22 protein-coding genes are annotated in these 21,720 nt (G+C 72.7%); 16 read left to right on the top strand and 6 right to left on the bottom strand.

All coding sequences use genetic code 11. The features are described from left to right. Positions 1-53 precede the first annotated feature (53 nt). From ACH4FX_RS21180 to ACH4FX_RS21170, 3 genes are all read left to right on the top strand, one after another. Positions 54-641: a DUF5998 family protein gene (locus tag ACH4FX_RS21180; protein WP_003981824.1), complete on the top strand. Its 588-nt coding sequence runs from the start codon at positions 54-56 to the stop codon at positions 639-641. Next, positions 641-1,849, top strand: a complete 1,209-nt coding sequence (locus ACH4FX_RS21175; protein WP_398481094.1) for an alkaline phosphatase family protein — start codon at positions 641-643, stop codon at positions 1,847-1,849. The genes ACH4FX_RS21180 and ACH4FX_RS21175 overlap by 1 nt, the downstream gene beginning before the upstream one ends. A 97-nt stretch (positions 1,850-1,946) precedes the next feature. Continuing rightward, a complete protein-coding gene (locus ACH4FX_RS21170; protein ID WP_398481092.1) occupies positions 1,947-2,600 on the top strand; it encodes a thymidine kinase in 654 nt (217 codons plus the stop codon). Positions 2,601-2,652: 52 nt separating this feature from the next. Here the strand turns inward: ACH4FX_RS21170 and ACH4FX_RS21165 are convergent, their stop codons facing one another. Then, positions 2,653-3,429, bottom strand: coding sequence for a VOC family protein (locus ACH4FX_RS21165; protein WP_398481090.1), 777 nt, complete (start codon positions 3,427-3,429; stop codon positions 2,653-2,655). A 284-nt stretch (positions 3,430-3,713) separates the two neighbouring features. On the opposite strand from ACH4FX_RS21165, the gene ACH4FX_RS21160 reads away from it, so the two are divergent. After that, on the top strand, positions 3,714-4,580 hold the full coding sequence (locus ACH4FX_RS21160) for a sulfurtransferase (protein WP_398481088.1): 867 nt from the start codon (positions 3,714-3,716) through the stop codon (positions 4,578-4,580). Between the two features lie 245 nt (positions 4,581-4,825). Here ACH4FX_RS21160 and sepH read toward each other — a convergent pair whose 3' ends face one another. Next, positions 4,826-5,881 (bottom strand): septation protein SepH, encoded by a 1,056-nt coding sequence (gene sepH, locus ACH4FX_RS21155; RefSeq protein WP_398481087.1) that lies wholly within the window; start codon positions 5,879-5,881, stop codon positions 4,826-4,828. A gap of 496 nt (positions 5,882-6,377) precedes the next feature. Between sepH and ACH4FX_RS21150 the strand changes: the two genes are divergently transcribed. Then, positions 6,378-7,523 carry a hypothetical protein gene (locus tag ACH4FX_RS21150; protein ID WP_398481085.1) on the top strand — a complete coding sequence of 382 codons (1,146 nt, stop codon included), beginning with the start codon at positions 6,378-6,380 and terminating at the stop codon, positions 7,521-7,523. A 320-nt stretch (positions 7,524-7,843) separates the two neighbouring features. On the opposite strand, the gene ACH4FX_RS21145 is transcribed toward ACH4FX_RS21150, so the two are convergent. Beyond that, positions 7,844-9,223, bottom strand: a complete 1,380-nt coding sequence (locus tag ACH4FX_RS21145) for a D-arabinono-1,4-lactone oxidase (RefSeq protein WP_398481083.1) — start codon at positions 9,221-9,223, stop codon at positions 7,844-7,846. Next, positions 9,123-10,427 carry an MFS transporter gene (locus ACH4FX_RS21140; RefSeq protein WP_398481081.1) on the bottom strand — a complete coding sequence of 435 codons (1,305 nt, stop codon included), beginning with the start codon at positions 10,425-10,427 and terminating at the stop codon, positions 9,123-9,125. Before ACH4FX_RS21140 ends, ACH4FX_RS21145 begins: the two co-directional genes overlap by 101 nt. Positions 10,428-10,573: 146 nt before the next feature. On the opposite strand from ACH4FX_RS21140, the gene ACH4FX_RS21135 reads away from it, so the two are divergent. Together ACH4FX_RS21135 and ACH4FX_RS21130 are read left to right on the top strand one after the other, a co-directional pair. Further along, on the top strand, positions 10,574-11,755 hold the full coding sequence (locus ACH4FX_RS21135; protein WP_398481079.1) for a ferrochelatase: 1,182 nt from the start codon (positions 10,574-10,576) through the stop codon (positions 11,753-11,755). A gap of 88 nt (positions 11,756-11,843) precedes the next feature. Continuing rightward, a complete protein-coding gene (locus tag ACH4FX_RS21130) occupies positions 11,844-12,644 on the top strand; it encodes an inositol monophosphatase family protein (protein WP_398481077.1) in 801 nt (266 codons plus the stop codon). 171 nt (positions 12,645-12,815) lie between these two features. Here the strand turns inward: ACH4FX_RS21130 and ACH4FX_RS21125 are convergent, their stop codons facing one another. Continuing rightward, positions 12,816-12,989, bottom strand: coding sequence for a hypothetical protein (locus ACH4FX_RS21125; protein WP_398481076.1), 174 nt, complete (start codon positions 12,987-12,989; stop codon positions 12,816-12,818). A gap of 360 nt (positions 12,990-13,349) precedes the next feature. On the opposite strand from ACH4FX_RS21125, the gene ACH4FX_RS21120 reads away from it, so the two are divergent. The 4 genes from ACH4FX_RS21120 (at position 13,350) to ACH4FX_RS21105 (ending at position 17,006) form a co-directional block, all read left to right on the top strand. Then, entirely contained in the window at positions 13,350-14,003 is a 654-nt protein-coding gene (locus ACH4FX_RS21120; protein WP_385241594.1) for a response regulator transcription factor, read from the top strand. Positions 14,004-14,009: 6 nt separating this feature from the next. Then, on the top strand, positions 14,010-15,299 hold the full coding sequence (locus tag ACH4FX_RS21115; RefSeq protein WP_398481074.1) for a sensor histidine kinase: 1,290 nt from the start codon (positions 14,010-14,012) through the stop codon (positions 15,297-15,299). Between the two features lie 528 nt (positions 15,300-15,827). After that, positions 15,828-16,130, top strand: coding sequence for a DUF4193 domain-containing protein (locus ACH4FX_RS21110; protein ID WP_003982531.1), 303 nt, complete (start codon positions 15,828-15,830; stop codon positions 16,128-16,130). 15 nt (positions 16,131-16,145) lie between these two features. Next, positions 16,146-17,006 (top strand): hypothetical protein, encoded by an 861-nt coding sequence (locus tag ACH4FX_RS21105; RefSeq protein WP_398481072.1) that lies wholly within the window; start codon positions 16,146-16,148, stop codon positions 17,004-17,006. 195 nt (positions 17,007-17,201) lie between these two features. On the opposite strand, the gene ACH4FX_RS21100 is transcribed toward ACH4FX_RS21105, so the two are convergent. After that, a complete protein-coding gene (locus tag ACH4FX_RS21100) occupies positions 17,202-17,645 on the bottom strand; it encodes a DUF3093 domain-containing protein (RefSeq protein ID WP_398481070.1) in 444 nt (147 codons plus the stop codon). A gap of 58 nt (positions 17,646-17,703) precedes the next feature. Between ACH4FX_RS21100 and ACH4FX_RS21095 the strand changes: the two genes are divergently transcribed. The 5 genes from ACH4FX_RS21095 (at position 17,704) to kdpA (ending at position 21,679) form a co-directional block, all read left to right on the top strand. Beyond that, on the top strand, positions 17,704-18,297 hold the full coding sequence (locus tag ACH4FX_RS21095; protein WP_398481068.1) for a PaaI family thioesterase: 594 nt from the start codon (positions 17,704-17,706) through the stop codon (positions 18,295-18,297). Continuing rightward, positions 18,294-18,815 carry a dUTP diphosphatase gene (dut, locus tag ACH4FX_RS21090; protein ID WP_030678101.1) on the top strand — a complete coding sequence of 174 codons (522 nt, stop codon included), beginning with the start codon at positions 18,294-18,296 and terminating at the stop codon, positions 18,813-18,815. The genes ACH4FX_RS21095 and dut overlap by 4 nt, the downstream gene beginning before the upstream one ends. 1 nt (position 18,816) lies before the next feature. After that, the gene (locus ACH4FX_RS21085) at positions 18,817-19,590 is read left to right on the top strand and encodes a DUF3710 domain-containing protein (RefSeq protein ID WP_398481066.1); all 774 of its coding nucleotides are present in this window, start codon (positions 18,817-18,819) and stop codon (positions 19,588-19,590) included. Between the two features lie 314 nt (positions 19,591-19,904). After that, positions 19,905-19,994, top strand: a complete 90-nt coding sequence (kdpF, locus tag ACH4FX_RS21080; RefSeq protein ID WP_003982525.1) for a K(+)-transporting ATPase subunit F — start codon at positions 19,905-19,907, stop codon at positions 19,992-19,994. 8 nt (positions 19,995-20,002) lie between these two features. Further along, positions 20,003-21,679, top strand: a complete 1,677-nt coding sequence (kdpA, locus tag ACH4FX_RS21075) for a potassium-transporting ATPase subunit KdpA (protein WP_398481064.1) — start codon at positions 20,003-20,005, stop codon at positions 21,677-21,679. The last annotated feature ends 41 nt before the right edge of the window (positions 21,680-21,720 follow it).

Genomic DNA, 21,720 nt, shown 5'->3' with positions numbered 1-21,720 from the left:
GGACAGCGGCTCGCGGACCCGCCCCGGCCGGTACGCCCCGTAAGATGGGCCGCATGGCTAAGACCGGTACGACGACCCAAGGGCTGCGCGCGGCGATCGAGCGCAGCGGCTATTACCCGGCCCTGGTGGCCGAGGCGGTGCAGGCCGCGGTCGGCGGCGAGCCGGTGGTCTCGTACTTGGTCCACCAGGAGACGACCTTCGACGCCAACGAGGTCCGCCGCCACGTCACGGTCCTGGTCCTGACGGGCACCCGCTTCATCGTCAGCCACACCGACGAGCAGTCCGCCGACGACACCTCCCCCTCGCCGTACGCGACCACCTCCACCGAGTCGGTCAAGCTCGGCCGGATCTCGTCCGTCGTGCTCAGCCGGGTGGTCGCCAACCCCGAGTCGTACACCCCGGGCCGGCTGCCCCGCGAGGTTGTGCTGACCATCGGCTGGGGCGCCGTCGCCCGGCTGGACCTGGAGCCCGCCACCTGCGGCGACCCCAACTGCGAGGCGGACCACGGCTACACCGGCTCCTCGACCGCCGACGACCTGTCGCTGCGGGTCAGCGAGGCCGGCGACGGCCCGGACACCGTCCGGCAGACGCTCGCCTTCGCCCAGGCCCTGTCCGAGGCCACCGCGGCCACCACCCGCTGATGGCGCACGCCGCCCCCGCCTGGCCGGAACCGGAACCGCTCGACCTGGCCGGCGCGCCGGTGCCCCGCTACGGCACCGGCTCGCTCGCCGACCTGCTGCCCACCATCACCGCCGGCCAGGGCCTGACCCTGCCCGGCATCCCGGAGGCGGGCGCGCCGGGCATGGACCTCGCCCCCGCCGACCGCGTCTGCGTCTTCCTCATCGACGGCCTCGGCTGGCAGCTGCTGCGGGACCACCCGGACGAGGCGCCGTTCCTGACGTCCCTTCTGGACAGTTCGTTCAACCGCACCGGCCGCCCGATCACCGCCGGCTTCCCGGCCACCACCGCCGCCTCGCTCGCCTCGGTCGGCACCGGCCTGCCGCCCGGCGCGCACGGCCTGGCCGGCTACACCTGTCTGAACCCGGACAGCGGCGAGCTGATGAACCAGCTGCGCTGGCAGCCGTGGACCGACCCGCACGCCTGGCAGCCGTACCCGACCGTCTTCCAGCAGGCGCACGCCGCCGGCATCCACACCTGCCAGGTCTCCTCGCCGAACTTCGCACGCACCCCGCTCACCGAGATCGCGCTCAGCGGCGGCACGTTCCACGGCCGGCTGGCCGGCGAGGAGCGGATGGACCTGGCGGCCGAACAGCTCGCCGCCGCCGACCGCTCGCTGGTCTACACGTACTACGCGGAGGTGGACGGCGCCGGGCACCGCTACGGCATCGACTCCGACGCCTGGCGCGGCCAGCTGATGTACGTCGACCGGCTCGCCCAGCGGCTGGCCGAACAACTGCCGCCGCGCTCCGCCCTGTACGTCACCGCCGACCACGGCATGATCGACATCCCGTTCGACCCGGAGTCCCGTATCGACTTCGACGAGGACTGGGAACTGCGTGCCGGTGTGCGGCTGCTGGGCGGCGAGGGGCGTGCGCGGCATGTGTACGCCCACCCCGGGGCGGCCGGTGACGTGCTCGCGGTGTGGCGCGAAGTGGTCGGGGAACATATGTGGGTGGCGGGCCGTGACGAGGCCATCGCCGCCGGCTGGTTCGGCCCCCGGGTCGACGACCGGGTCCGGGCCCGTATCGGCGACGTCGTCGCCGCCGCGCACGCCGACATGGTGATCGTGGCGCGCCGGACCGAGCCGCGCGAGTCCGAGATGGTCGGCATGCACGGCTCGATGACCCCGGCCGAACAACTCGTCCCGCTCCTCGAAGTCCGTACCTGAGCCCCACGCGCCCGCCCCGCCCCGCCGCACGGCGGGCGCACGTCCGCGTGCCCCGCCCGCCCCGCCCGATACGAGCCCGAAAGGCCCGCGTTCTCCCATGCCCGAGCTGGTGTTCTTCTCCGGAACGATGGACTGCGGAAAGAGCACCCTCGCTCTGCAGATCGAGCACAACCGCTCGGCCCGCGGCCTGCAAGGGATGATCTACGCGCGCGACGACCGGGCCGGCCGCGGCAAGCTCTCCTCCCGCCTCGGGCTGGTCACCGAGGCCGTCGAGGCCACCGACGAGATGGACTTCTACGCCCACATCGTCAGCACGCTCAGCTCCGGCGGCCGGGTCGACTACGTCATCGCCGACGAGGCGCAGTTCCTCACCCCGGACCAGGTCGACCAGCTCGCCCGCGTCGTCGACGACCTGGAGCTGGACGTCTTCGCCTTCGGCATCAGCACCGACTTCCGCAGCAAGCTCTTCCCCGGCTCCCAGCGCCTGGTGGAACTGGCCGACCGGATAGAGGTCCTCCAGGTGGAGGCCCTGTGCTGGTGCGGCGCGCGCGCCACGCACAACGCCCGTACCCTCGACGGCCAGATGGTCGTCGAGGGCGCGCAGGTCGTCATCGGCGACGTCCACAGCGCCCCCGCGGAGGTCGGCTACGAGGTGCTCTGCCGCCGCCACCACCGGCGCCGCCAGACCGCCGCCGCCGCCCACGCGGCGGCACTCTCCCCGGATGTGCTCCCGGTGGACACGGCAAAGTAGCGCGCGCCGCGGCTGTGGGGACGCGCCGAGGCACGCCCCCGCGCCCAGCCGCTCAGCCCTGCTGCTGGAGAAGGGCGAACACCGCGCCCTCCGGGTCGGCCACCATCGCCACCCGCCCGTACCCGGTGTCCCGGGCCGCCCGTACCTCCTGGCCGCCCAGTTCCACCACCCGCCGCACCGCGGCATCGGCGTCCGCGACGGCGAAGTACGTCACCCAGTGCGGCCCCGGCTCGCGCGGCAGCGCCTCGCCCGCGCCGTGGATGCCCGCCACCGCCCGGCCCTTCAGATGCAGCGTCAGGTAGCCGGGACCGGCCGCCGTCTCCGGGCGGGTCTCGTAGCCGAACACCGCCTCGTAGAAGGAGGCGACGTCCGTCTCCCGGGTCACCAGCTCGTTCCACACCGGCGCGCCGGGCACCCCGACCAGCGCCGCGCCCACCATCTCCTTGCCCTGCCACAGCCCGAAGACCGCGCCCTGCGGGTCGGAGGCGATGGCCATCCGCCCGGCCTCGTCGTCCGCGTCCAGCGGCCCGACCGCGACCGTGCCGCCGCAGCAGCGGATCTGCTCGGCCGCGGTGTCCGCGTCGTCACTCGCGAGATACGTGGTCCAGGCGACGCGAAGCTGACGTTCGGGCGCCAGTTCCCCGATCCCGGCCACCTCCCGCCCGTGGAGATACGCCCGGACGTACGGACCGAAGTGCTGCGGTCCCGGTTTGAACTCCCAGCCGAACAGCGCACCGTAGAACCGCTCGGTCGCGGCCAGGTCGTGCACCATGAGACTCACCCAGCAAGGCGCGCCGGGCGTCCGCCGAGTCGTTGCCTCGGTCGTCATCGTCACTCTCTCCTCGGACCATCGGGGTGGTGGCCGTGCGGGGACCGGGCGCGAGTGCGCCGTCCCGTGCAGATGCTCGCACCCCCTCATCCGGTGCGCGCCCCGGCCGCGCCGTCTTCGGCGCGTTCCCGTGGGAACATGCCCGATTTGATGTTTCGCATCCGTTTCCCGGGCGTTGCCGTACGGGAACGCCCGGGAAACGGCACGTACCGACCCGGCCGTGGCCGCGGCTGATCCGTACGCCGCCTTCAGCGCGGGGCCGTCCCTGCGCGAGGATGACCCCCATGAATCCCCTCATCACCGCGGCCGAGCTGGCGGACGAACTGGCCTCCGGGACACCGCCGGTCCTCCTCGACATCCGCTACCGGCTCGGCGGCCCGCCCGGCCGCCCCGAGTACGAGGCCGGGCACGTACCCGGCGCGGTCTACGTGGACATGGACACCGAGCTGGCGGGCCCGGCGGGCCCGGCCGGCCGCCACCCGCTCCCGGACCTCGACGCCTTCGCGGAGACCATGCGCCGCGCCGGGGTCTCCGTGGACCGCCCGGTCGTCGTCTACGACGGGGGGCTGGGGGCACCTCCCGGGCGAAGCTCTGGGGGAGGCTGGTCGGCGGCGCGCGCCTGGTGGATGCTGCGCTACACCGGGCACCCCTCGGTACGCGTCCTGGACGGCGGCCTGGCCGCCTGGACCGCGTCCGGCGGAGCGCTCAGCACCGACGTGCCGTCCCCGGAGACCGGCGACTTCGCCGCGGCGCCCGGCGCGCTGCCGCTGCTGACGGCGGACGAGGCGGCGGCCCTGGCCCGGCGCGGTGTCCTCCTGGACGCGCGGGCCGGAGAGCGCTACCGGGGCGAGGTGGAGCCCATCGACCGCGTCGCCGGGCACATCCCGGGCGCGCTGTCCGCGCCGACGACCGAGAACCTCACCGCCGACGGCACGTTCCTGCCGCCCGCCGAGCTGGCCGACCGCTTCGCCGTCCTCGGAGCCACCCGGGACGCCGAGGTCGGGGTCTACTGCGGTTCGGGCGTCTCCGCCGCGCAGGAGGTGCTGGCCCTCGCCGTCGCGGGCGTCCCGGCGGCGCTGTACGTGGGCTCGTGGAGCGAATGGTCCGCCGACCCGACGCGCCCGGTGGCCACGGGAGACCAGCCGGGCTGACGGCTGCTCGAGGCCGCTCGGGCGTCCGCGTGGTGGGGCGGGCGCCCGGGAGCGGGCCGGGCCATCCGGGGTGCCCTGGGGTGTCTTCGGGCCTGCCCGGCCGGGCAGGTATCGCCAGGCGTACGTGGCCCGTCGCGTCAGGTGTCAGCGGCCCGCGGCAGCCGGGCAGCGGTGGCCGCTCGGTGGCAGCGGCGGCCGGTCGGTGACGGCCGGTCCGCAGGGCGGTGCCCCCGACCGGCCCGTCCTCACTCCGGTTTCTTGCGCCGCGTCCCGAAGACGATCTCGTCCCAGCTCGGCACGGCGGCCCGCCGGCCCGGCCGGACACCGTCGGCCTCGGCCTGCCGGTCGGTGGTGCCCGTCAGACGGTCGCGGTGGCCGGCCACCGCCCGTGGCATGAGCACGTCGGCGTAGGCCGAGCCCGCGCCCGCGCTCGCCGCCGGGGCGGCCGGCTCCTCCAGCTCCTCGTCCTCGGCGGACTCCTCCTGCGGCACCTTCGCCGTCTCCGGGACGACCATGTCGCCGCGGAAGCTGGGCACCGCCTCCAGGAGGCTGGTGAGGGAGTCGCGCTCGCCGGAACCGTCCTCGGCGCGCGCCTGCTCGTCGTCCTCGCCGCCCGTACGGTCACGGTCGCGGTCCGGGGACGTCTGGCGGTCCAGGGCACGGTCCAGCGGCCGGTCGCGCGGCAGCCGGGCGATCCGCGGCACGAACGGGAAGCTGGGCTCCGGGGTGTCGTCGGTCTCGCCGATCAGCGCCCGCGCCTCGTCGTCCACGGCCTGCACGAGCCGCCGCGGCGGGTCGTACGTCCAGCTCGCCGAGTGCGGCTCGGCCGCGACGCGGTAGACCAGCAGGACTTCCCAGGTGCCGTCGTCGCGCCGCCAGGAGTCCCACTGCACGGAGTCCTTGTCGGCGCCGCGCAGCAGCAGCCGCTCCGCGACGGCCTCGCCGAGCTGTGGGCCGGTGTTCTCCCCGGGGCGGCGCACGGGCGTCTTACGGGCCCGCTCGGCCATGAAGGCGCGCTCGGCGAGCACCGGGCCCTCGAAGCGGCGCACCCGGTCGACCGGGATGCCGGCGAGCTGGGCGACCTCCTCGGCGGAGGCACCGGCCCGTATACGCGCCTGGATGTCCCGCGGGCGCAGGTGGCTCTCGACCTCGATCTCGATCTGGCCGAGCCGTGCGCGGTCGTTGCGGACCGCGGCGCGCAGCCGTTCGTCGATCGGAAGCGTGTACTCGGTGCTGTCCGCAGCTTTGAGCACCAGCCGTGTGCCGTCGTTGGAGACGGCCACGACACGCAGTTCGGGCATGGGGACCTCCCGGGTGGTGCCTGCCGACGTCACGTGCGTCGCTGCTTCCGCTAGTCGAGTGTGGCCTGCCCGGGTGCAGCCTGCCACAACATTGCCGAGTTACCCGGCGTGTCGAGGCTTGGCCCAGAAACGCCGTTATGACACGGTTACCTGTTCGCAACGCTCAGTGACCATGTCCTGTTCCTGCTTCCAGTCACCCGTGCCCGGTGGCGGCACCCGGGGGTGAGTGCCACCTGCCGGCCCCTTCCCGTGTATCCGGGCAGCCGGACGGGATTCCGGGGCCAGGGCTCGCCACAGTACTCCATTCGGGCCACTGAGGTGGACCGCCGCGCCGCCGAAGTTCACCGGCGCCAAGGGAGTTGGTCGCCTTGTCGATCTCTCTACACCGCGTGACGGGTGGCGAGGTTCACAGAATCCGCAGAATCGGAACTGCCGGCTTCGCCCATAGGTCACTTGTCCGTGCAAGATGGATCGAAGGGGCGATCAAAGGCTGGAGATGGACAACAAAAGCGATACCGACACGAAAAACAAGGAGAAACGGCTCGACCTGAGCGTCGCTCAGGTCGCGGGCAGTGCCCTCGCGGCAGCGGTCGCCGCGTTTCTCGCCGGGCAGCTCGGCGTGTACGGGACCATCATCGGCGCGGGTGTGGTGAGTGTCGTGGCCACCACCGGTGGCTCGATCTTCCAGCACCTCTTCCGGCGCACCGGCGAGCAGCTCAAGGAGGCCGCGACGGTCGGCACCCGGCCGAAACCGCGCCGCTCACCGCTGTCCCGCAGACCGCCGGGGGACAAGGCGGGCACCGGCCTGGTGCTGCCCACCTTCGACCGGCAGGGCGCGGAGGACGAGATCACCTCCGTCGCGGCCAAGGACACGCGCGGGGCCGACGGCACCGACCGTACGCAACTGCTGCCGCAGGCCGACGCGTCGCGGGCCGGCGGGCCGGACGCGGACGCCACCCAGGTCCTCGGGCAGGCCGGGACCGGTACGGGCGGGCGGCCCACCGACAAGACGCAGATGGTGCCGCGGCTGGACGACCGGACCGTGGCGCTGGGGCAGGCGCGCCCCGGCCACCGGCCGGCCGGCGCCACCGCGGTGCCGCGGTCCGGTGAGGTCAGCACCGCCACGTACGGCACCCGGCTGCGCGGCTGGAAGCGCCCGGCCCTGGCCGCGCTGGCGATCTTCGTGCTGTCGATGGGCGCCGTCACCGGCGTCGAGCTGCTCACCGGGCACGACGCGTCCGGTGGCCCGGGCACCTCCGTGGGCAACGTCTTCCGCGGCGGCGGGCAGAAGTCCGAGGACCACACGCCGTCCGTCCCGGACTCGCCGTCACCCGGCACCTCGCACGGGAACGACTCCACGGGCGGTACCGGCGGCACCCCGTCGCCCGGTCCCAGCGGTTCCACCGGAACCGGTACCGGCGACGGCGGCACCACCGGTGGCACGGGCAAGTCGTCGCCCTCCCCGAGCCCGGACGCGAGCCGGAGCGGCAAGCCCACGCCGCCGCCCAGCCCGCAGCCGTCGAAGCCCGGCGACACCGGTGGCGACACCGGCAAGGGCGGTGACGACTCCAAGGGTGATCCGGCCGACCGGAACAAGCAGGAGCCCGGCGGCGGGCAGGCACCGGACCCGAAATCCTCGTGAACGCGGTACGGAAATCCGTGCCCGCGCGGGACTAAATGCCGCCCTGCGGCGAGGCCCCAATCCTCTTCGGCGCCCTCTTGGGCGCGAGTGGGGCACGGGGACGGAATTCCGTACCCCGGCGGGACCGAATCCCTTTGGGCCCGAGAACGGAACCGGCCGCCCCGCACGGGCGGCGGCCGGCCGGCCCGGACCCGGCAGCGCGCCGGGTCCGGGCCGGTGTGCTGCCGGGCCGGGGAACGGCCGGGCCGTTCATCCGTCCAGGACATTAGGCCGGCTGGGCGTTTCAGCCGTCCGGGCTACCGCGCGGACCGGCCTCCGCGTCAGTCGCCCAGGACGCGCCGCAGGTAGGCGTTGGTGAACAGGCGCTGCGGGTCCAGCCGGTCGCGCAGCGCGGTGAACTCCGCGAATTGCGGATAGACGCCGGCCAGGTACGCGGCGTCGCGGCTGTGCAGCTTCCCCCAGTGCGGCCGGCCGCCGTGCGCCGTCATGATCCGCTCGGCCGCGCTGAAGTACGCCCGGTACGGCGTCCCCCGGTACATGTGTACGGCGAGGTAGGCGGTGTCCCGGCCGGAGGCGGTGGACAGCGGGATGTCGTCGGCCGGCGCGGTGCGCACCTCCACCGGGAAGCTCACCCGGAAGTCCGCGCGCTCCACCAGCGCCCGCAGCTCGCGCAGCGCCGCGACGGCGGCCTCCCGCGGCAGCGCGTACTCCATCTCCATGAAGCGCACCCGGCGGGGGCTGGTGAAGACCTTGTACGGGATGTCGGTGTACGTCCGCGCGGACAGCGCGCGGCTGGAGAGGCGGGCGATGCCCGGAACGGTGGCCGGCACCGCCCGGCCGACGGCGCACGCGGCGCGGAAGACCCCGTTGGAGAGCAGCTCGTCGTCGACCCAGCCGCTGATCCGGCCGAGCGGGGCGGCCGGGCCCAGGCTGCGGTTGTTGCGCTTGGTGTTGCAGTTGTCGGTGTGTGGGAACCAGTAGAACTCGAAGTGCTCGTTCTCGGCGACGAGCCGGTCGAACTCGGCCGTCACCCGCGCGAACGACATCGGCTCCTCGCGGGCCGTCAGCCAGAACTGCGGCTGTACGGCGAAGGTCACCGAGCTGATCACGCCCAGCGCGCCCAGGCCCACCCGGGCCGCCGCGAAGACCTCCGGGTTCTCGGTGGCGGAACAGGTGCGCACCGAGCCGTCGGCGGTGACCAGTTCCAGCGCGGTGATCTGCGCGGCGATGGACGCCGAGTCGCGGCCGGTGCCGTGCGTCCCGGTGCTCGCCGCGCCGGACACCGTCTGCTCCATGATGTCGCCCATGTTGGCCAGCGACAGGCCGTGCGAGGCGAGGGTCTGGTTGAGGTGCTTGAGGGTGGTGCCCGCCGCCACGGTCACCGTGCCGGCGGCGGGGTCCACCTTCTGTATGCCGGTCAGGCGCTCGGGCCGTATGAGAAGCCCGTCGGTGGCGGCGGCCGCGGTGAAGGAGTGGCCGGTGCCGGCCGCCTTGACCGGCAGTCCGTCGGCCGCCGCCGCGCGGACCGCGGCGGCCAGTTCGTCGGTGGAGGCCGGTGCGACGCTCCGCGCCGGCCGTACGGTGACGTTGCCCGCCCAGTTACGCCAGGCGGGCCGGGGCCTGTTCCCCCGTGCCGTCCGGGCCCGGCCCGTCCGTGGCCCCGTGCTGGTCCTGCCGGTCGTGCTGTGTGCCTCGGCCATCTGCGACCGTCCCCTCACGCTGCGGCGCCGGCCGCAGCCGTCGGTATCCGAGGAACGCCACCGCCGCCGCGAGCGCCCCCGCCACGGCCGGCACCAGGTAACCGCGGCCGGCCCCGGCCGCGTCCACCACCCAGCCGGCGGCCGACGAGCCGAGCGCCACCCCGACCGCGAGCCCGGTACTGGTCCAGGTCATGCCCTCGGTCAGGTTCGCGCGCGGTACGTGCTGCTCGACGAGGGCCATGGTGGTCACCATCGTCGGTGCGATGGCCAGCCCCGCGAAGAAGAGCGCCACGGCCAGGAACGGCAGGTTCCCGACCAGTTGGAGCGGGATCATACTCACGGCCATCGCACACACGCCCACCAGCCACCGGCGGGCGGCCGGACCCTTGAAGTGCAGCATGCCGAAGACCACGCCGGCGGTGCACGAGCCGAGCGCGTAGGTCGCCAGCACCAGGCTGGCGGCGCCCCGGTGGCCCTCCGCCTCGGCGAACGCCAGCGTCACCACGTCGATCGCCCCGAAGATCGCGCCGGTCGCCACGAACGTGATCACCAGCACCTGGAGGCCGCGCGAGCGCAACGCCGAGCCCGTGCTGTGCTGTTCGCGCGGGTGCGGCGGCGGCTCGGTCCCGCGCAGCGCCGTCAGCCAGAAGACCCCGGCCACCAGGAAGACCGTCGCGAGCAGCGGGCCCGCCTCGGGGAACCAGGAGGTGGACAGGCCGATCGAGAGGATCGGCCCGATGATGAAGCACGTCTCGTCGACGATCGACTCCCAGGAGTACGCGGCGTGCAGCATGCGCGGCGCGTCCTGGTGGACGGTCGCCCAGCGGGCCCGGACCATCGCGCCGACGCTCGGTACGCAGCCCGCGCAGGCGGTGAAGACGAACAGCGTCCAGTCCGGCCAGCCCTGCTGCGCGCTCACCAGCAGGCCCGCCATGGCGGCCGCCGAGATCAGGGTGACCGGGCGCAGCACCCGGCGCTGGCCGTGCCGGTCCACCAGGCGGGAGACCTGCGGGCTGAGCACCGCCGAGGCCATCGCGACGGTCGCCGCCAGCGCGCCCGCGAGGCCGTACCGGCCGGTGATCAGGGAGACCATCGTGACGATGCCGATGCTCGTCATCGACAGCGTCATGCGCCCCAGGAAGCCGGCCGCGGTGAACGACCTGGTGCCGGGGGTGCGGAAGAGCGCGCGGTAGGGGCTGGGCAAAAGGGAACTCCGCCGGGGTGAGGGCCGATGGCCGGTGCGTCCGGGTATCGGTAAGGCATGTCGGGGGCCGACACAGCTTACGCGTGCTGCCCGCGTGGCCGCCTCCGGTTTTCCGGCTGTCAGTGGCTGGTGGCAGGATCGAAGCCATGCCCGAACAGTGCGATGCGCCCCTTTCACCCGCCGTGGGGAGTCCCGCTCCCTACGACGCCCTGTTGCTGCTGTCCTTCGGAGGCCCCGAAGGCCCGGACGACGTCGTCCCCTTCCTGGAGAACGTCACCCGCGGCCGCGGCATCCCCCGCGAGCGCCTGAAGGAGGTGGGGCAGCACTACTTCCTGTTCGGCGGCGTCAGTCCGATCAACACGCAGAACCGCGAGCTGCTGGACGCCCTGCGCAAGGACTTCGCCGAACACGGCCTGGACCTGCCGGTCTACTGGGGCAACCGCAACTGGGCGCCCTACCTGGTCGACACGCTGCGCGAGATGGTCCGCGACGGCCGCCGCCGGATCGCCGTCCTCGCCACCAGCGCCTATGCCTCGTATTCGGGCTGCCGCCAGTACCGGGAGAACCTGGCCGACGCGCTGACCACTCTCCAGGCCGACGGCCTGCCCGTGCCGCAGGTCGACAAGCTGCGCCACTACTTCAACCACCCCGGCTTCGTACGCCCCATGGTCGACGGCGTGCTCGCCTCGCTCGCCGAACTGCCCGCGGACGTCCGCGACGGCGCGCACATCGCCTTCACCACCCACTCCATCCCCACCGCCGCGGCCGACACCTCCGGCACCCCGGCGGACCACACCGAGGACGGCGACGGCGGCGCGTACGTCGCCCAGCACCTGGACGTGGCCCGGGTGATCGCGGCGGCGGTCCGCGAGGAGACCGGTGTGGACCACCCGTGGCGGCTGGTCTACCAGTCCCGCAGCGGCGCCCCGCACATCCCCTGGCTGGAGCCGGACATCTGCGACCACCTCGAAGAGGTGCACCGCGCCGGCGTCCCCGCGGTCGTCATGGCCCCGATCGGCTTCGTCTCGGACCACATGGAGGTCAAGTACGACCTCGACACCGAAGCCACCGCCAAGGCCGCCGAACTGGGCCTGCCCGTCACCCGTTCCGCCACCGTCGGCGCCGACCCGCGCTTCGCCGCGGCCGTCCGCGACCTGGTGCTGGAGCGCGCCGCCGCCGAGCAGGGCGGCTCCCCGGCGCGCTGCGCCCTCGGCGAGCTGGGCCCGAGCCACGACGTGTGCCCGATCGGCTGCTGCCCGGCCCGCGCCCCGCGCCCGGCCGCCGCGGGCGCCGACTGGTCCGGGCCGGCCACGGAGGCGCGGGGGTAGCGGGCACGCGTACCGGGACCACAGACGACGGCGGCGGCGCGCCGCCGGACACGGCCGCCCGCCGCGGCCCGTACGAGCAAGGAGCACCGTGACCGATCCGCTGCACGCCGAACTTCTCGACCTGGCCCTGGAGGCCGCCCGCCGCGCGGGCGAGCTGCTGCGCGACGGCCGCCCCGCCGACCTGGGCGTGGCCGCCACGAAGAGCAGCCCCATCGACGTCGTCACCGAGATGGACATCGCCAGCGAGAAGCTGATCACCGGCTTCCTCGCCGAGCGGCGCCCCGCCGACGGCTTCCTGGGGGAGGAGGGCGCCAGCGTCACCGGCAGCAGCGGGGTGCGCTGGGTCATCGACCCCGTCGACGGCACGGTCAACTACCTGTACGGGCTGCCGTCCTGGGCGGTGTCCATCGCCGCCGAGCAGGACGGCGAGACCGTCGCCGGTGTCGTGGCGGCGCCGATGCGCGGCGAGACGTACCACGCGGTCCTGGACGGCGGCGCGTTCCGCAACGGCGAGCCGGTCCGCTGCCGCCCCGCGCCGCCGCTGTCCCAGGCCCTGATCGGTACGGGCTTCGCCTACGTCGGCGAGCGCCGCGCCGCCCAGGCCGAGGTGCTGCGCACCCTGCTGCCGCAGGTCAGGGACATCCGGCGGGGCGGCTCGGCCGCGATCGACCTGTGCGACGTGGCCTGCGGCCGGCTCGACGGCTACTACGAGCGCGGGCTGAACGCGTGGGACATGGCGGCCGGCGCCCTGATCGCGCGCGAGGCCGGCGCGCTGACCGGCGGCCGGCCCGGCGAGCCCGCCTCGAACGACCTGGCCGTGGCCGCCTCGCCGGAGGTGTTCGCCACGCTCCAGCCGCTGCTGGAGGAGCTGGGCGCCTGGCACGACTGAGCGGCGCCGCACCCCGGGCCGTGGGGTGCCGGCCGAGGCCCGCGCCCCGGAGCCCGGACGCGCCCGTGCCCCGGTGCCGGCCCAACGACAGCGCCCCGCTGCCCACGCATGACAGCGCCCCGGTCCCTTCGCGGGGCCGGGGCGCTGCCGTCGTGTGCGGCCGGGAGGTGCTCAGGCGGTGGCTGCGGTGACCTGCACGCCGTGCTCGCTGGCAAGGCGCTGCAGATCCTCCAGCTCGGCCTGCTCCACCTCGACGAGGAAGTCGTCGCCCGACTCGCGGGCCCGGTCCAGGTCGGCCTCGGTGTTCCGTATGCGCTGCAGAATGCCTGCGGTGAACGCGTCCATGGTGCGCCCCCTCGTCGTGGGTCGGTGGCACGGGGGTGTGCCGACGGGCGGGACGATCACGGCGTGGTCCCTGCGAATGGATCGAGCGCGGCATGGCGCCGAACAGGGCGTGATCGCGGGTGTGCAGTCGTCCTCCCCAAGGGCAACCTCACGGAAACCTCAAGCGGCACGGGAATTCCGGAAACGGCCCCAGGACGTCGTTCCGGGGCCGGAGTCCGGCGCTCCGGGCAGCGGGCGAGTGCCCCGTACCCCGCCACCCACCCCCCTTACTGCCGGTTTACAGCTGTTCGGGGCAGGATGGAGGGGCTCCGATTTTGCCGTGCCCCGGTACGCCCAGGGCTGTGAGGAAGGACTAGCGACGTGCGTGTTCTCGTCGTCGAGGACGAGCAGCTGCTCGCCGATGCGGTGGCCACCGGGCTGCGCCGGGAGGCCATGGCCGTCGACGTGGTGTACGACGGCGCGGCCGCCCAGGAACGCATCGAGATCAACGACTACGACGTGGTGGTGCTGGACCGGGACCTTCCGCTGGTGCACGGCGACGACGTCTGCCGCAAGATCGTCGAGCTGGGCCTGCCCACCCGGGTGCTGATGCTCACCGCCTCCGGTGACGTCAGCGACCGTGTCGAGGGGCTGGAGATCGGCGCGGACGACTACCTCCCCAAGCCGTTCGCCTTCACCGAGCTGACCGCCCGGGTGCGGGCCCTGGGCCGCCGTACGACGGTCGCCCTGCCGCCCGTGCTGGAGCGGGCCGGCATCAAGCTGGACCCGAACCGCCGCGAGGTCTTCCGCGACGGCAAGGAGGTCCAGCTCGCGCCGAAGGAGTTCGCGGTGCTGGAGGTGCTGATGCGCAGCGAGGGCACGGTCGTCTCGGCCGAGCAGCTGCTGGAGAAGGCGTGGGACGAGAACACCGACCCGTTCACGAACGTCGTCCGGGTCACGGTCATGACCCTGCGCCGCAAGCTGGGCGAACCCGCGGTCATCGTCACGGTGCCGGGCTCGGGCTACCGGATCTGACCGGCGATGCCGAGCTCCTCCAAGGCGTCCACCCCGCCGCCCACCGCCCCGCCCATGCCCACCTGGGACCCGAAGCCGGTCGGCGTCCGGCCCTTCCCCTGGCTCCGCCCGACCATCCGGATACGGCTCACGCTGCTGTACGGCGGCATGTTCCTGATGGCCGGCATCGTGCTGCTCACGATCATCTACATGCTGGCCGCCAACGCGCTGCAAGAGGGCAGCGAGCTGCCCGTCAAGATCCTCCGCGGCAACTTCGCGGCCACCAGCAACGTCTGCAACCTGCCCAACGAGAGCTCGGGTGAGATCTTCACCCAGGCGATCCAGAGCTGCCTCCAGCACCAGCGGGCGCAGGCCCTGAACACCCTGCTCAACCGTTCGCTGCTGGCGTTGCTGGGGCTGACCGTGGTCGCGTTCGCCTTCGGGTACGCGATGGCGGGCCGGGTGCTGTCGCCGTTGGGCCGGATCACCCGTACCGCGCAGCGGGTGGCGGGTTCGGATCTGCACCGCCGTATCGAGCTGGGCGGTCCGGACGATGAGCTCAAGGAGCTGGCGGACACCTTCGACGAGATGCTGGACCGGCTGGACCGGGCGTTCGAGTCGCAGCGCCGTTTCGTGGCCAATGCCTCGCATGAGCTGCGGACGCCGCTGGCGATCAACCGGACGCTGCTGGAGGTGCAGCTGGCCGATCCGGATGCGTCGCCGGAGCTGGCGCAGCTGGGCAAGACGCTGCTGGCGACCAATGAGCGCAGTGAGCAGCTGGTGGAGGGGTTGCTGCTGCTGGCCCGCAGCGAGAACAAGATCGTGGACAAGAAGCCGGTGGATCTGGCCGAGGTCGCTTCCCGGGCGCTGGATCAGGCGCGGGCCGAGGCGCAGGTCAAGGGGGTGGAGATCCGGGGGGTGCGTCAGCAGGCGTTCGTGCAGGGCAATGGGGTTCTGCTGGAGCGGATCGCGCTGAATCTGGTGCAGAACGCGGTGCGCTACAACGTGCCGCAGCGTGCGGTGTCCTCGGAGGAGGACGGCGGGGGCGAGGCGGGGTGGGTGGAGGTCACCACCGAGCCGCAGCCCGGCTGTGCGGTGCTGGTGGTCACCAATACCGGTCCGGCGGTGCCGGCCTATGAGGTGGAGAACCTCTTCGAGCCCTTCCGGCGCCTGCGGACCGAGCGCACCGGCAGCGACAAGGGCGTCGGTCTGGGCCTGTCCATCGTGCGGAGCGTGGTGCGCGCCCACGACGGCAGCATCACGGCGACGCCCCGCGAGGGCGGCGGCCTGGAGATGCGCGTCGTCCTGCCGCTGTGAGGGCGGGGCGCCGGGCCACCGGCGCCCCCGTCCGCGACCGCGACGGGCCGGCTGTCCGTTTTGACCCGGGACCCCACCTCTTGGCACCCTGGGTCGCCCTCCGTACGCCGACCACCCCGGCTTGACGGGACGGCGGGCGGCCATGGATCCTTCGCCGAGTTCGCTTTGCGCTGAATTCCTACGGTCCGCCCGACGGCCCGTCCGTGTGTGATCCCTCACAGACGCGAGATTCGGGCCATCCACTCTCCGTGATCGCCGTGACCGCCGGAAGGCCGGGAAAATCCGGGTTTCCCAGGCCCTTGATCACGGGAAGTACACGTGATGGCGTGCGCGAGGTGCGACATTCGGACCGTGTACGGTCCTGATCGCCATCCAAACCGATCACCTCTTCAGGGGTGCGGTTGGGTGTCGATTGAGTAACAGACCTTGATGTGAGGCAAAATCTCCGCCTCAGGTCGGGCACAAGTCCGGCCTCTCACGCGTTACGTGCGCTGGAGACACCGCAGACACCCAGAGGGGGAGAGCGACATGGCTACGGATTACGACACCCCACGCAAGACCGATGACGACCTCAACGAGGACAGCATCGAGGAACTGAAGTCGCGGCGGAACGACAAGTCCGCCTCGGCCGTCGACGTCGACGAGTTCGAGCAGGCCGAGGGCCTGGAACTGCCCGGCGCCGACCTGTCCAACGAGGAACTCGCCGTCCGGGTGCTGCCCAAGCAGCAGGACGAGTTCACGTGCATGAGCTGCTTCCTGGTCCACCACCGCAGCCAGCTGGCCGCGGAGGACAAGAACGGTCAGCCGATCTGCCGCGACTGCGCGGCCTGAGGACCGGACTACGCCGTGGCAGGCGTGAACCCGTTCCGTAAGGGACGCAAGGGCGACGAAGGCCCGGCGGCCGGCGCACGATCACGCGACGAAACAGCGCCCGTGCCCGCCGACCCGACCGCCCTCCCCGCGGACCGGACGACCGGTGCACTGGAGGAGCGAGGCCGTGCGGCCTCGCTCGCGGCGGCTGTGGGCCGCGGTGCCAGGAAGGGCCGCACGGGCGCCCGCAAGGGCCTGACGGCCGTTGCCGAGCGCATCATCGACAGCGCCCCGCGGATCCCGGTCCGCGACCTGGCGACGCTGCGCCGCCAGTTCCCCGGCCTGACCCCCGAGGAACTGGCCGACAAACTCGTCCTCGGAGCCACCCGGGGCACCGCCGCCGTCGGCGCCGGAGTGGGCGCGGCGGCGATGCTGCCGGTGCCGCCCGCGATGCCGGCCGAGCTGGCCGCCGAGATCGTTGGCGTGGCCTCCGTGGAGATCAAGCTCATCGCCGAGCTCCATGAGGTCTACGGCCTGCGCCCGCCCGGCAACCTGCGGCAGCGCTCCACCGCCTACCTGACGGCGTGGACCGAGGAGCGCGGCATCGACGTCACCAAGCCCACGACGGTCAACGCGGCGCTCGGCGGCCAGATGAAGCGCGAACTGCGCCAGCAGATCATGAAGCGCACGCTGCGCAACCTGCCGAACCTGACGCCGTTCATGGTCGGCGCCGCGGTCGGCGCGTTCATGAACCGGCGGGACACGAAGAAGCTCGCGGACAAGATCCGCGCCGACCTGCGTACTCAGCAGGTGCCCTGGGACGCCCTGCCGGACGCCGGGGCGACCTCGCTGCCGGACACCGGGACGACGGCCCTGCCGCCCCGCGAAACCGGCTGAGGCGGCCCGTGACCCCCGCGGGGAGCCACCCGCGGCTTTCACCGAGGCCCTCCCCGCGACGTCGCCGGCCCGACCGCCCTTCCCCGTCGGCTGACGGTTCCAACGGGCCCGCCGCAACCCCCTCCGGTGTGCCCGGAAAGGCCGCTGTGCCGCCCGTGGTGCCCCGCCCGCCGTGACCGGCTCCCCGGGGGCGGTTCAGGCCCGTACGGCCGCCAGTGCGGCCACCAGACGCTCCGGCTCGCGGGTCGAGAGGTAGACGTACGGAGTCGGGTCCGCCGGGTCGGTGACCTCGATCCGCACGGCGGTCCGCACATAGCTGCGCAGCAGCATGAAGGCGCGGGTGTCGGCCTTGTGCGTACGCCAGGCCATCGCCTCCTCCGCGTCCAGCGCCCGCGCCTCGCCCAGCGCCGAGACCGGGATCCGGGCGTCGCCCGCGATCAGCGAGTCGCCCACCACGCGGATCCGCACCGAGCCGTACGAGCTGACCGCCACCGCGGACAGCGCCGCACCGCCGATCAGCCCGCCGAGCATCGGCAGCGTCCCCAGGGGGAGCAGCATCAGGGCGCAGGCCACGCCGATCAGGCCGGCGATCACCCACCAGGAGCGGGGCGCGGTGAGGCGTTCTTCGTACGACTGCATGGCTCCAGCTTGGCACGGCGGCGCGGGCCGGTTACGCGCGCGGGTAGGGTCTGCACTCGTGAGTGGAACCGACAAGGCCCCGACGCGGCTGACGCCACCGGCCGACGCCGTCGCCCCGGTGCGGCACCCCGACGCCCCCGCGCCCGGGGAGCTCCTCGGCGCGCACTACGGCCACTGCTTCGGATGCGGTGCGGCGCAGCCCCACGGGCTGCAGCTCCAGGCCCGCGCCGAGGACGGCGTACGGGTGACCGCCGAGTTCACGGTCAAGGAGGCCCACCAGGGAGCGCCGGGTCTGGCGCACGGCGGCGTACTGGCCACCGCCCTGGACGAGACGCTGGGCTCGCTGAACTGGCTGCTGCGGGTGATCGCGGTGACCGGCCGTCTGGAGACCGACTTCCGGCGGCCCGTACCGGTCGGTACGGTGCTGCACCTGGACGCGGAGATAACCGCCGTCCACGGCCGGAAGATCTACTCCACGGCGGTGGGCCGCATCGGCGGGCCGGACGGCCCGGTCGCGGTGCGCGCGGACGCCGTGTTCATCGAGGTGAAGGTCGACCACTTCATCGACAACGGACGGCCGGCCGAGATCCAGGCCGCGATGGCCGATCCGGACCAGGTCAGGCGAGCTCGTGCTTTTGAGGTGAACCCGTGAGTCAGGTACGCAATCCGGTGGATGTGCTGATCCGTCGTCTGGACCCGGACGTACCCCTGCCCGCCTACGGGCACCCCGGTGACGCGGGTGCCGACCTGGTGACCACCGAGGCGGCGGAACTCGCGCCGGGCGAGCGGGCGGTGCTCCCCACCGGAGTGTCCATCGCCCTCCCCGACGGGTACGCGGCGTTCGTGCACCCCCGCTCGGGCCTGGCCGCCCGCTGCGGAGTGGCGCTCGTGAATGCCCCCGGGACGGTGGATGCCGGGTACCGTGGGGAAATCAAGGTGATCGTGGTCAATCTGGACCCGCGCGACAGTGTGCGGTTCGAGAGGTTCGACCGGATCGCCCAACTGGTCGTCCAGCAGGTCGAGAAGGTGCGCTTCCACGAGGTGGCGGAACTTCCCGGCTCGGCGCGGGCCGAGGGGGGATTCGGTTCCACCGGTGGTCATGCGGCGGTGGACGGCTCCACGGGTGGGAATGGATACGCATCGGTCGGTGCCGACCGGGAAGGACAGTGACGTGTTCGGACGTCGCAAGAAGAACGAGGCTCCCGCAGAGTCGGCCCGCGCGGCGGAAACCGACGAGACGGCCTCGGCCTCCGAGGATGAGGCAGCCGGGACCGCCGAGGAGGAGCGGCGGGTGAACCTGCCGCCCGCCCCGCGGCCCGACGGGCCGTGGGACCTCTCCGAGGTCTCCGACCCCGCCGAGGGACGGGTCGACCTGGGCGGCCTGTTCGTGCCCGGCGTGGAAGGCATGGAACTGCGCGTGGAGGTCGCGGGCGACGCGATCGTCGCCGCGACCGTGGTGCTCCAGGACAGCGCCGTACAGCTCCAGGCGTTCGCCGCGCCCAAGAAGGAGGGCATCTGGGGCGAGGTCCGCGAGGAGATCGGCGCCGGCATCACCCAGCAGGGTGGCGTCGTCGACGAGGTCGAGGGCCCGCTGGGCTGGGAACTGCGCGCCCAGGTCCCCGTCCAGCTCCCGGACGGCACCAACGGCGTCCAGGTCGTGCGCTTCGTCGGCGTCGACGGCCCGCGCTGGTTCCTGCGCGGCGTCATCTCCGGCCAGGGCGCGGTCCAGCCCGAGGCCGCCGGCATTCTGGAGCACATCTTCAAGGACACCGTCGTCGTCCGCGGCGAGGCCCCCATGGCCCCCCGCGACCCCATCGTCCTCAAGCTCCCCGAGGACGCCCAGATGGTCCCCGACGGCGTCCAGCAGGACCCCTCCGAAACCTCCCGCTTCGGCGGCGGCGTCGAACGCCTGGAACGGGGCCCGGAGATCACCGAGATCCGCTGACGCGCGGCGCCCGCCCGGGCGTCCCGTGTGGCTCGAAACGTGCGTCGCCGGTGGGCCGTACTCCCTTGTGGGGGGTGCGGCCCATCGGTGTTTTTGCAGGTCAGGGCAGGAAGCGTATGGGAATCGTCAATGCAATGCTCATGGCCGTAAGGGAGGCGTCAACGGTGGTCGGAAAGGGTCAGGTTGGGGGTTTGCTCTAGGGGTCAGTTCCACCGATCCCACTAGGAGCACACGATGGCCGACGTGGCCTTCGTCGTCACCACGCTCGCGGTCTTCGCGCTGGTGGCCCTCGTCGCCAAGGGGGTGACGAAGCTGTGACCATCGAGAACGTCGTCGGCCTGATCGTCGCCGTCGCCCTGCTCGGCTACCTGGTCCTCGCCCTCGTCTTCCCGGAGAGGTTCTGAGCGTCCTTATGAGCCCCATCCTGGCCGGCGTGCTCCAGCTCATCGCGCTCGTGGCCGCGCTCGCCCTGGCGTACCGCCCGCTCGGCGACTACATGGCCGCCGTGTACAGCTCCCGCAAGCACCTGCGCGTCGAGAAGATCATCTACCGTTGCATCGGCGCCCACCCGGACACGCAGATGCGCTGGCCCGCGTACCTGCGCGGCGTCCTCGCGTTCTCCTTGGCCGGCGTGCTCTTCCTCTACCTGCTCCAGCGCGTCCAGGGCGCCCTGCCGCTGTCGTACGGCTTCACGTCCATCAGCCCGGACCAGGCGTTCAACACCGCCGCGTCGTTCGTGGCCAACACCAACTGGCAGTCGTACAGCGGTGAACAGGCCATGGGCCACGTCGTGCAGACGGCCGGCCTGGCGGTGCAGAACTTCGTCTCGGCCGCGACCGGCATGGCCGTCGCCATCGCCCTCGTACGCGGCTTCTCCCGCACCCGTACCGGCGACCTGGGCAACTTCTGGACGGACCTGGTGCGCGGCACCGTACGGGTGCTCATACCGATCGCGGTCATCGGTGCGCTCGTGCTGGTCGCGTGCGGTGCGATCCAGAACTTCTCCGGCATCCACGAGGTCGGGCAGTTCATGGGCGGCACCCAGCAGACCGGCGGCGGCGCGGTCGCGTCCCAGGAGGTCATCAAGGAGCTGGGCACCAACGGCGGCGGCTACTTCAACGCCAACTCCGCCCACCCCTTCGAGAACCCCGACGGCTTCACCAACCTCTTCGAGGTCTTCCTCATCCTGGTCATCCCGTTCTCGCTGACCCGTACCTTCGGCCGGCTGGTCGGCAACGTACGGCAGGGGTACGCGGTCCTGGCCACGATGGGCGTCATCTGGCTCGGCTTCACCGCCCTGATGATGTGGACCGAGTTCGCGCACGGCGGCCCGGCGCTCCAGGCGGCCGGCGCCGCGATGGAGGGCAAGGAGAACCGCTTCGGCATCGGCGGTTCGTCGATCTTCTCGGTCGCCACCACCCTCACCTCGACCGGCGCGGTGGACTCCTTCCACGACTCCTTCACGGCCTTCGGCGGCGGCATCCAGCTGCTGGGCATGATGCTCGGCGAGATCGCGCCCGGCGGCGTCGGCTCCGGCCTGTACGGCATGCTCGTGATGGCCGTGATCGCGGTGTTCATCGCCGGTCTGATGGTGGGCCGTACCCCCGAATACCTGGGCAAGAAGATCGGCACCCGCGAGATCAAGCTCGCGGCCTGCTACATCCTCATCACCCCGACGCTGGTGCTCGGCTTCACCGCCGCCTCGATGGTGCTGCCGGACGCGCTCGGCTCGATGCTCAACACCAAGGCGCTGGGCGCCGGTCCGCACGGCTTCTCCGAGGTGCTCTACGCGTTCACCTCCGGCGCCAACAACAACGGCTCGGCCTTCGGCGGCCTGAACGCCAACACGCCCTGGTACAACACCACGATCGGGCTGGCGATGCTGCTCGGCCGCTTCCTGCCGATGGTGTTCGTGCTGGCCCTGGCCGGCTCGCTGGCCGGGCAGAAGCCGGTCCCGGAGACCGCCGGCACGCTGCGTACCGAGAAGCCGCTCTTCGCCGGGCTGCTGGTCGGCACGATCCTCATCATCACCGGTCTGACGTACTTCCCGGCGCTGGCCCTCGGCCCGATCGCGGAGGGGTTGTCATGACCACCGACGTAAACGACGTACAGCAAGAGGAGCACCGCTCC

The organism is Streptomyces sp. NPDC018019, assembly GCF_044327805.1.
In the GTDB taxonomy this organism is placed as follows: domain Bacteria; phylum Actinomycetota; class Actinomycetes; order Streptomycetales; family Streptomycetaceae; genus Streptomyces.
This window is presented reverse-complemented; position numbering and strand designations above follow the sequence as displayed.

Bases quoted from the DNA above. Each gene is read 5' to 3' on its own strand.
- ACH4FX_RS21180 (WP_003981824.1), top strand. From the start codon at position 54: ATGGCTAAGACCGGTACGACGACCCAAGGGCTGCGCGCGGCGATCGAG.
- ACH4FX_RS21175 (WP_398481094.1), top strand. From the start codon at position 641: ATGGCGCACGCCGCCCCCGCCTGGCCGGAACCGGAACCGCTCGACCTG.
- ACH4FX_RS21170 (WP_398481092.1), top strand. From the start codon at position 1,947: ATGCCCGAGCTGGTGTTCTTCTCCGGAACGATGGACTGCGGAAAGAGC.
- ACH4FX_RS21165 (WP_398481090.1), bottom strand. From the start codon at position 3,429: ATGACGACCGAGGCAACGACTCGGCGGACGCCCGGCGCGCCTTGCTGG.
- ACH4FX_RS21160 (WP_398481088.1), top strand. From the start codon at position 3,714: ATGAATCCCCTCATCACCGCGGCCGAGCTGGCGGACGAACTGGCCTCC.
- sepH (WP_398481087.1), bottom strand. From the start codon at position 5,881: ATGCCCGAACTGCGTGTCGTGGCCGTCTCCAACGACGGCACACGGCTG.
- ACH4FX_RS21150 (WP_398481085.1), top strand. From the start codon at position 6,378: ATGGACAACAAAAGCGATACCGACACGAAAAACAAGGAGAAACGGCTC.
- ACH4FX_RS21145 (WP_398481083.1), bottom strand. From the start codon at position 9,223: ATGGCCGAGGCACACAGCACGACCGGCAGGACCAGCACGGGGCCACGG.
- ACH4FX_RS21135 (WP_398481079.1), top strand. From the start codon at position 10,574: ATGCCCGAACAGTGCGATGCGCCCCTTTCACCCGCCGTGGGGAGTCCC.
- ACH4FX_RS21125 (WP_398481076.1), bottom strand. From the start codon at position 12,989: ATGGACGCGTTCACCGCAGGCATTCTGCAGCGCATACGGAACACCGAG.
- ACH4FX_RS21115 (WP_398481074.1), top strand. From the start codon at position 14,010: ATGCCGAGCTCCTCCAAGGCGTCCACCCCGCCGCCCACCGCCCCGCCC.
- ACH4FX_RS21110 (WP_003982531.1), top strand. From the start codon at position 15,828: ATGGCTACGGATTACGACACCCCACGCAAGACCGATGACGACCTCAAC.
- ACH4FX_RS21100 (WP_398481070.1), bottom strand. From the start codon at position 17,645: ATGCAGTCGTACGAAGAACGCCTCACCGCGCCCCGCTCCTGGTGGGTG.
- kdpA (WP_398481064.1), top strand. From the start codon at position 20,003: ATGAGCCCCATCCTGGCCGGCGTGCTCCAGCTCATCGCGCTCGTGGCC.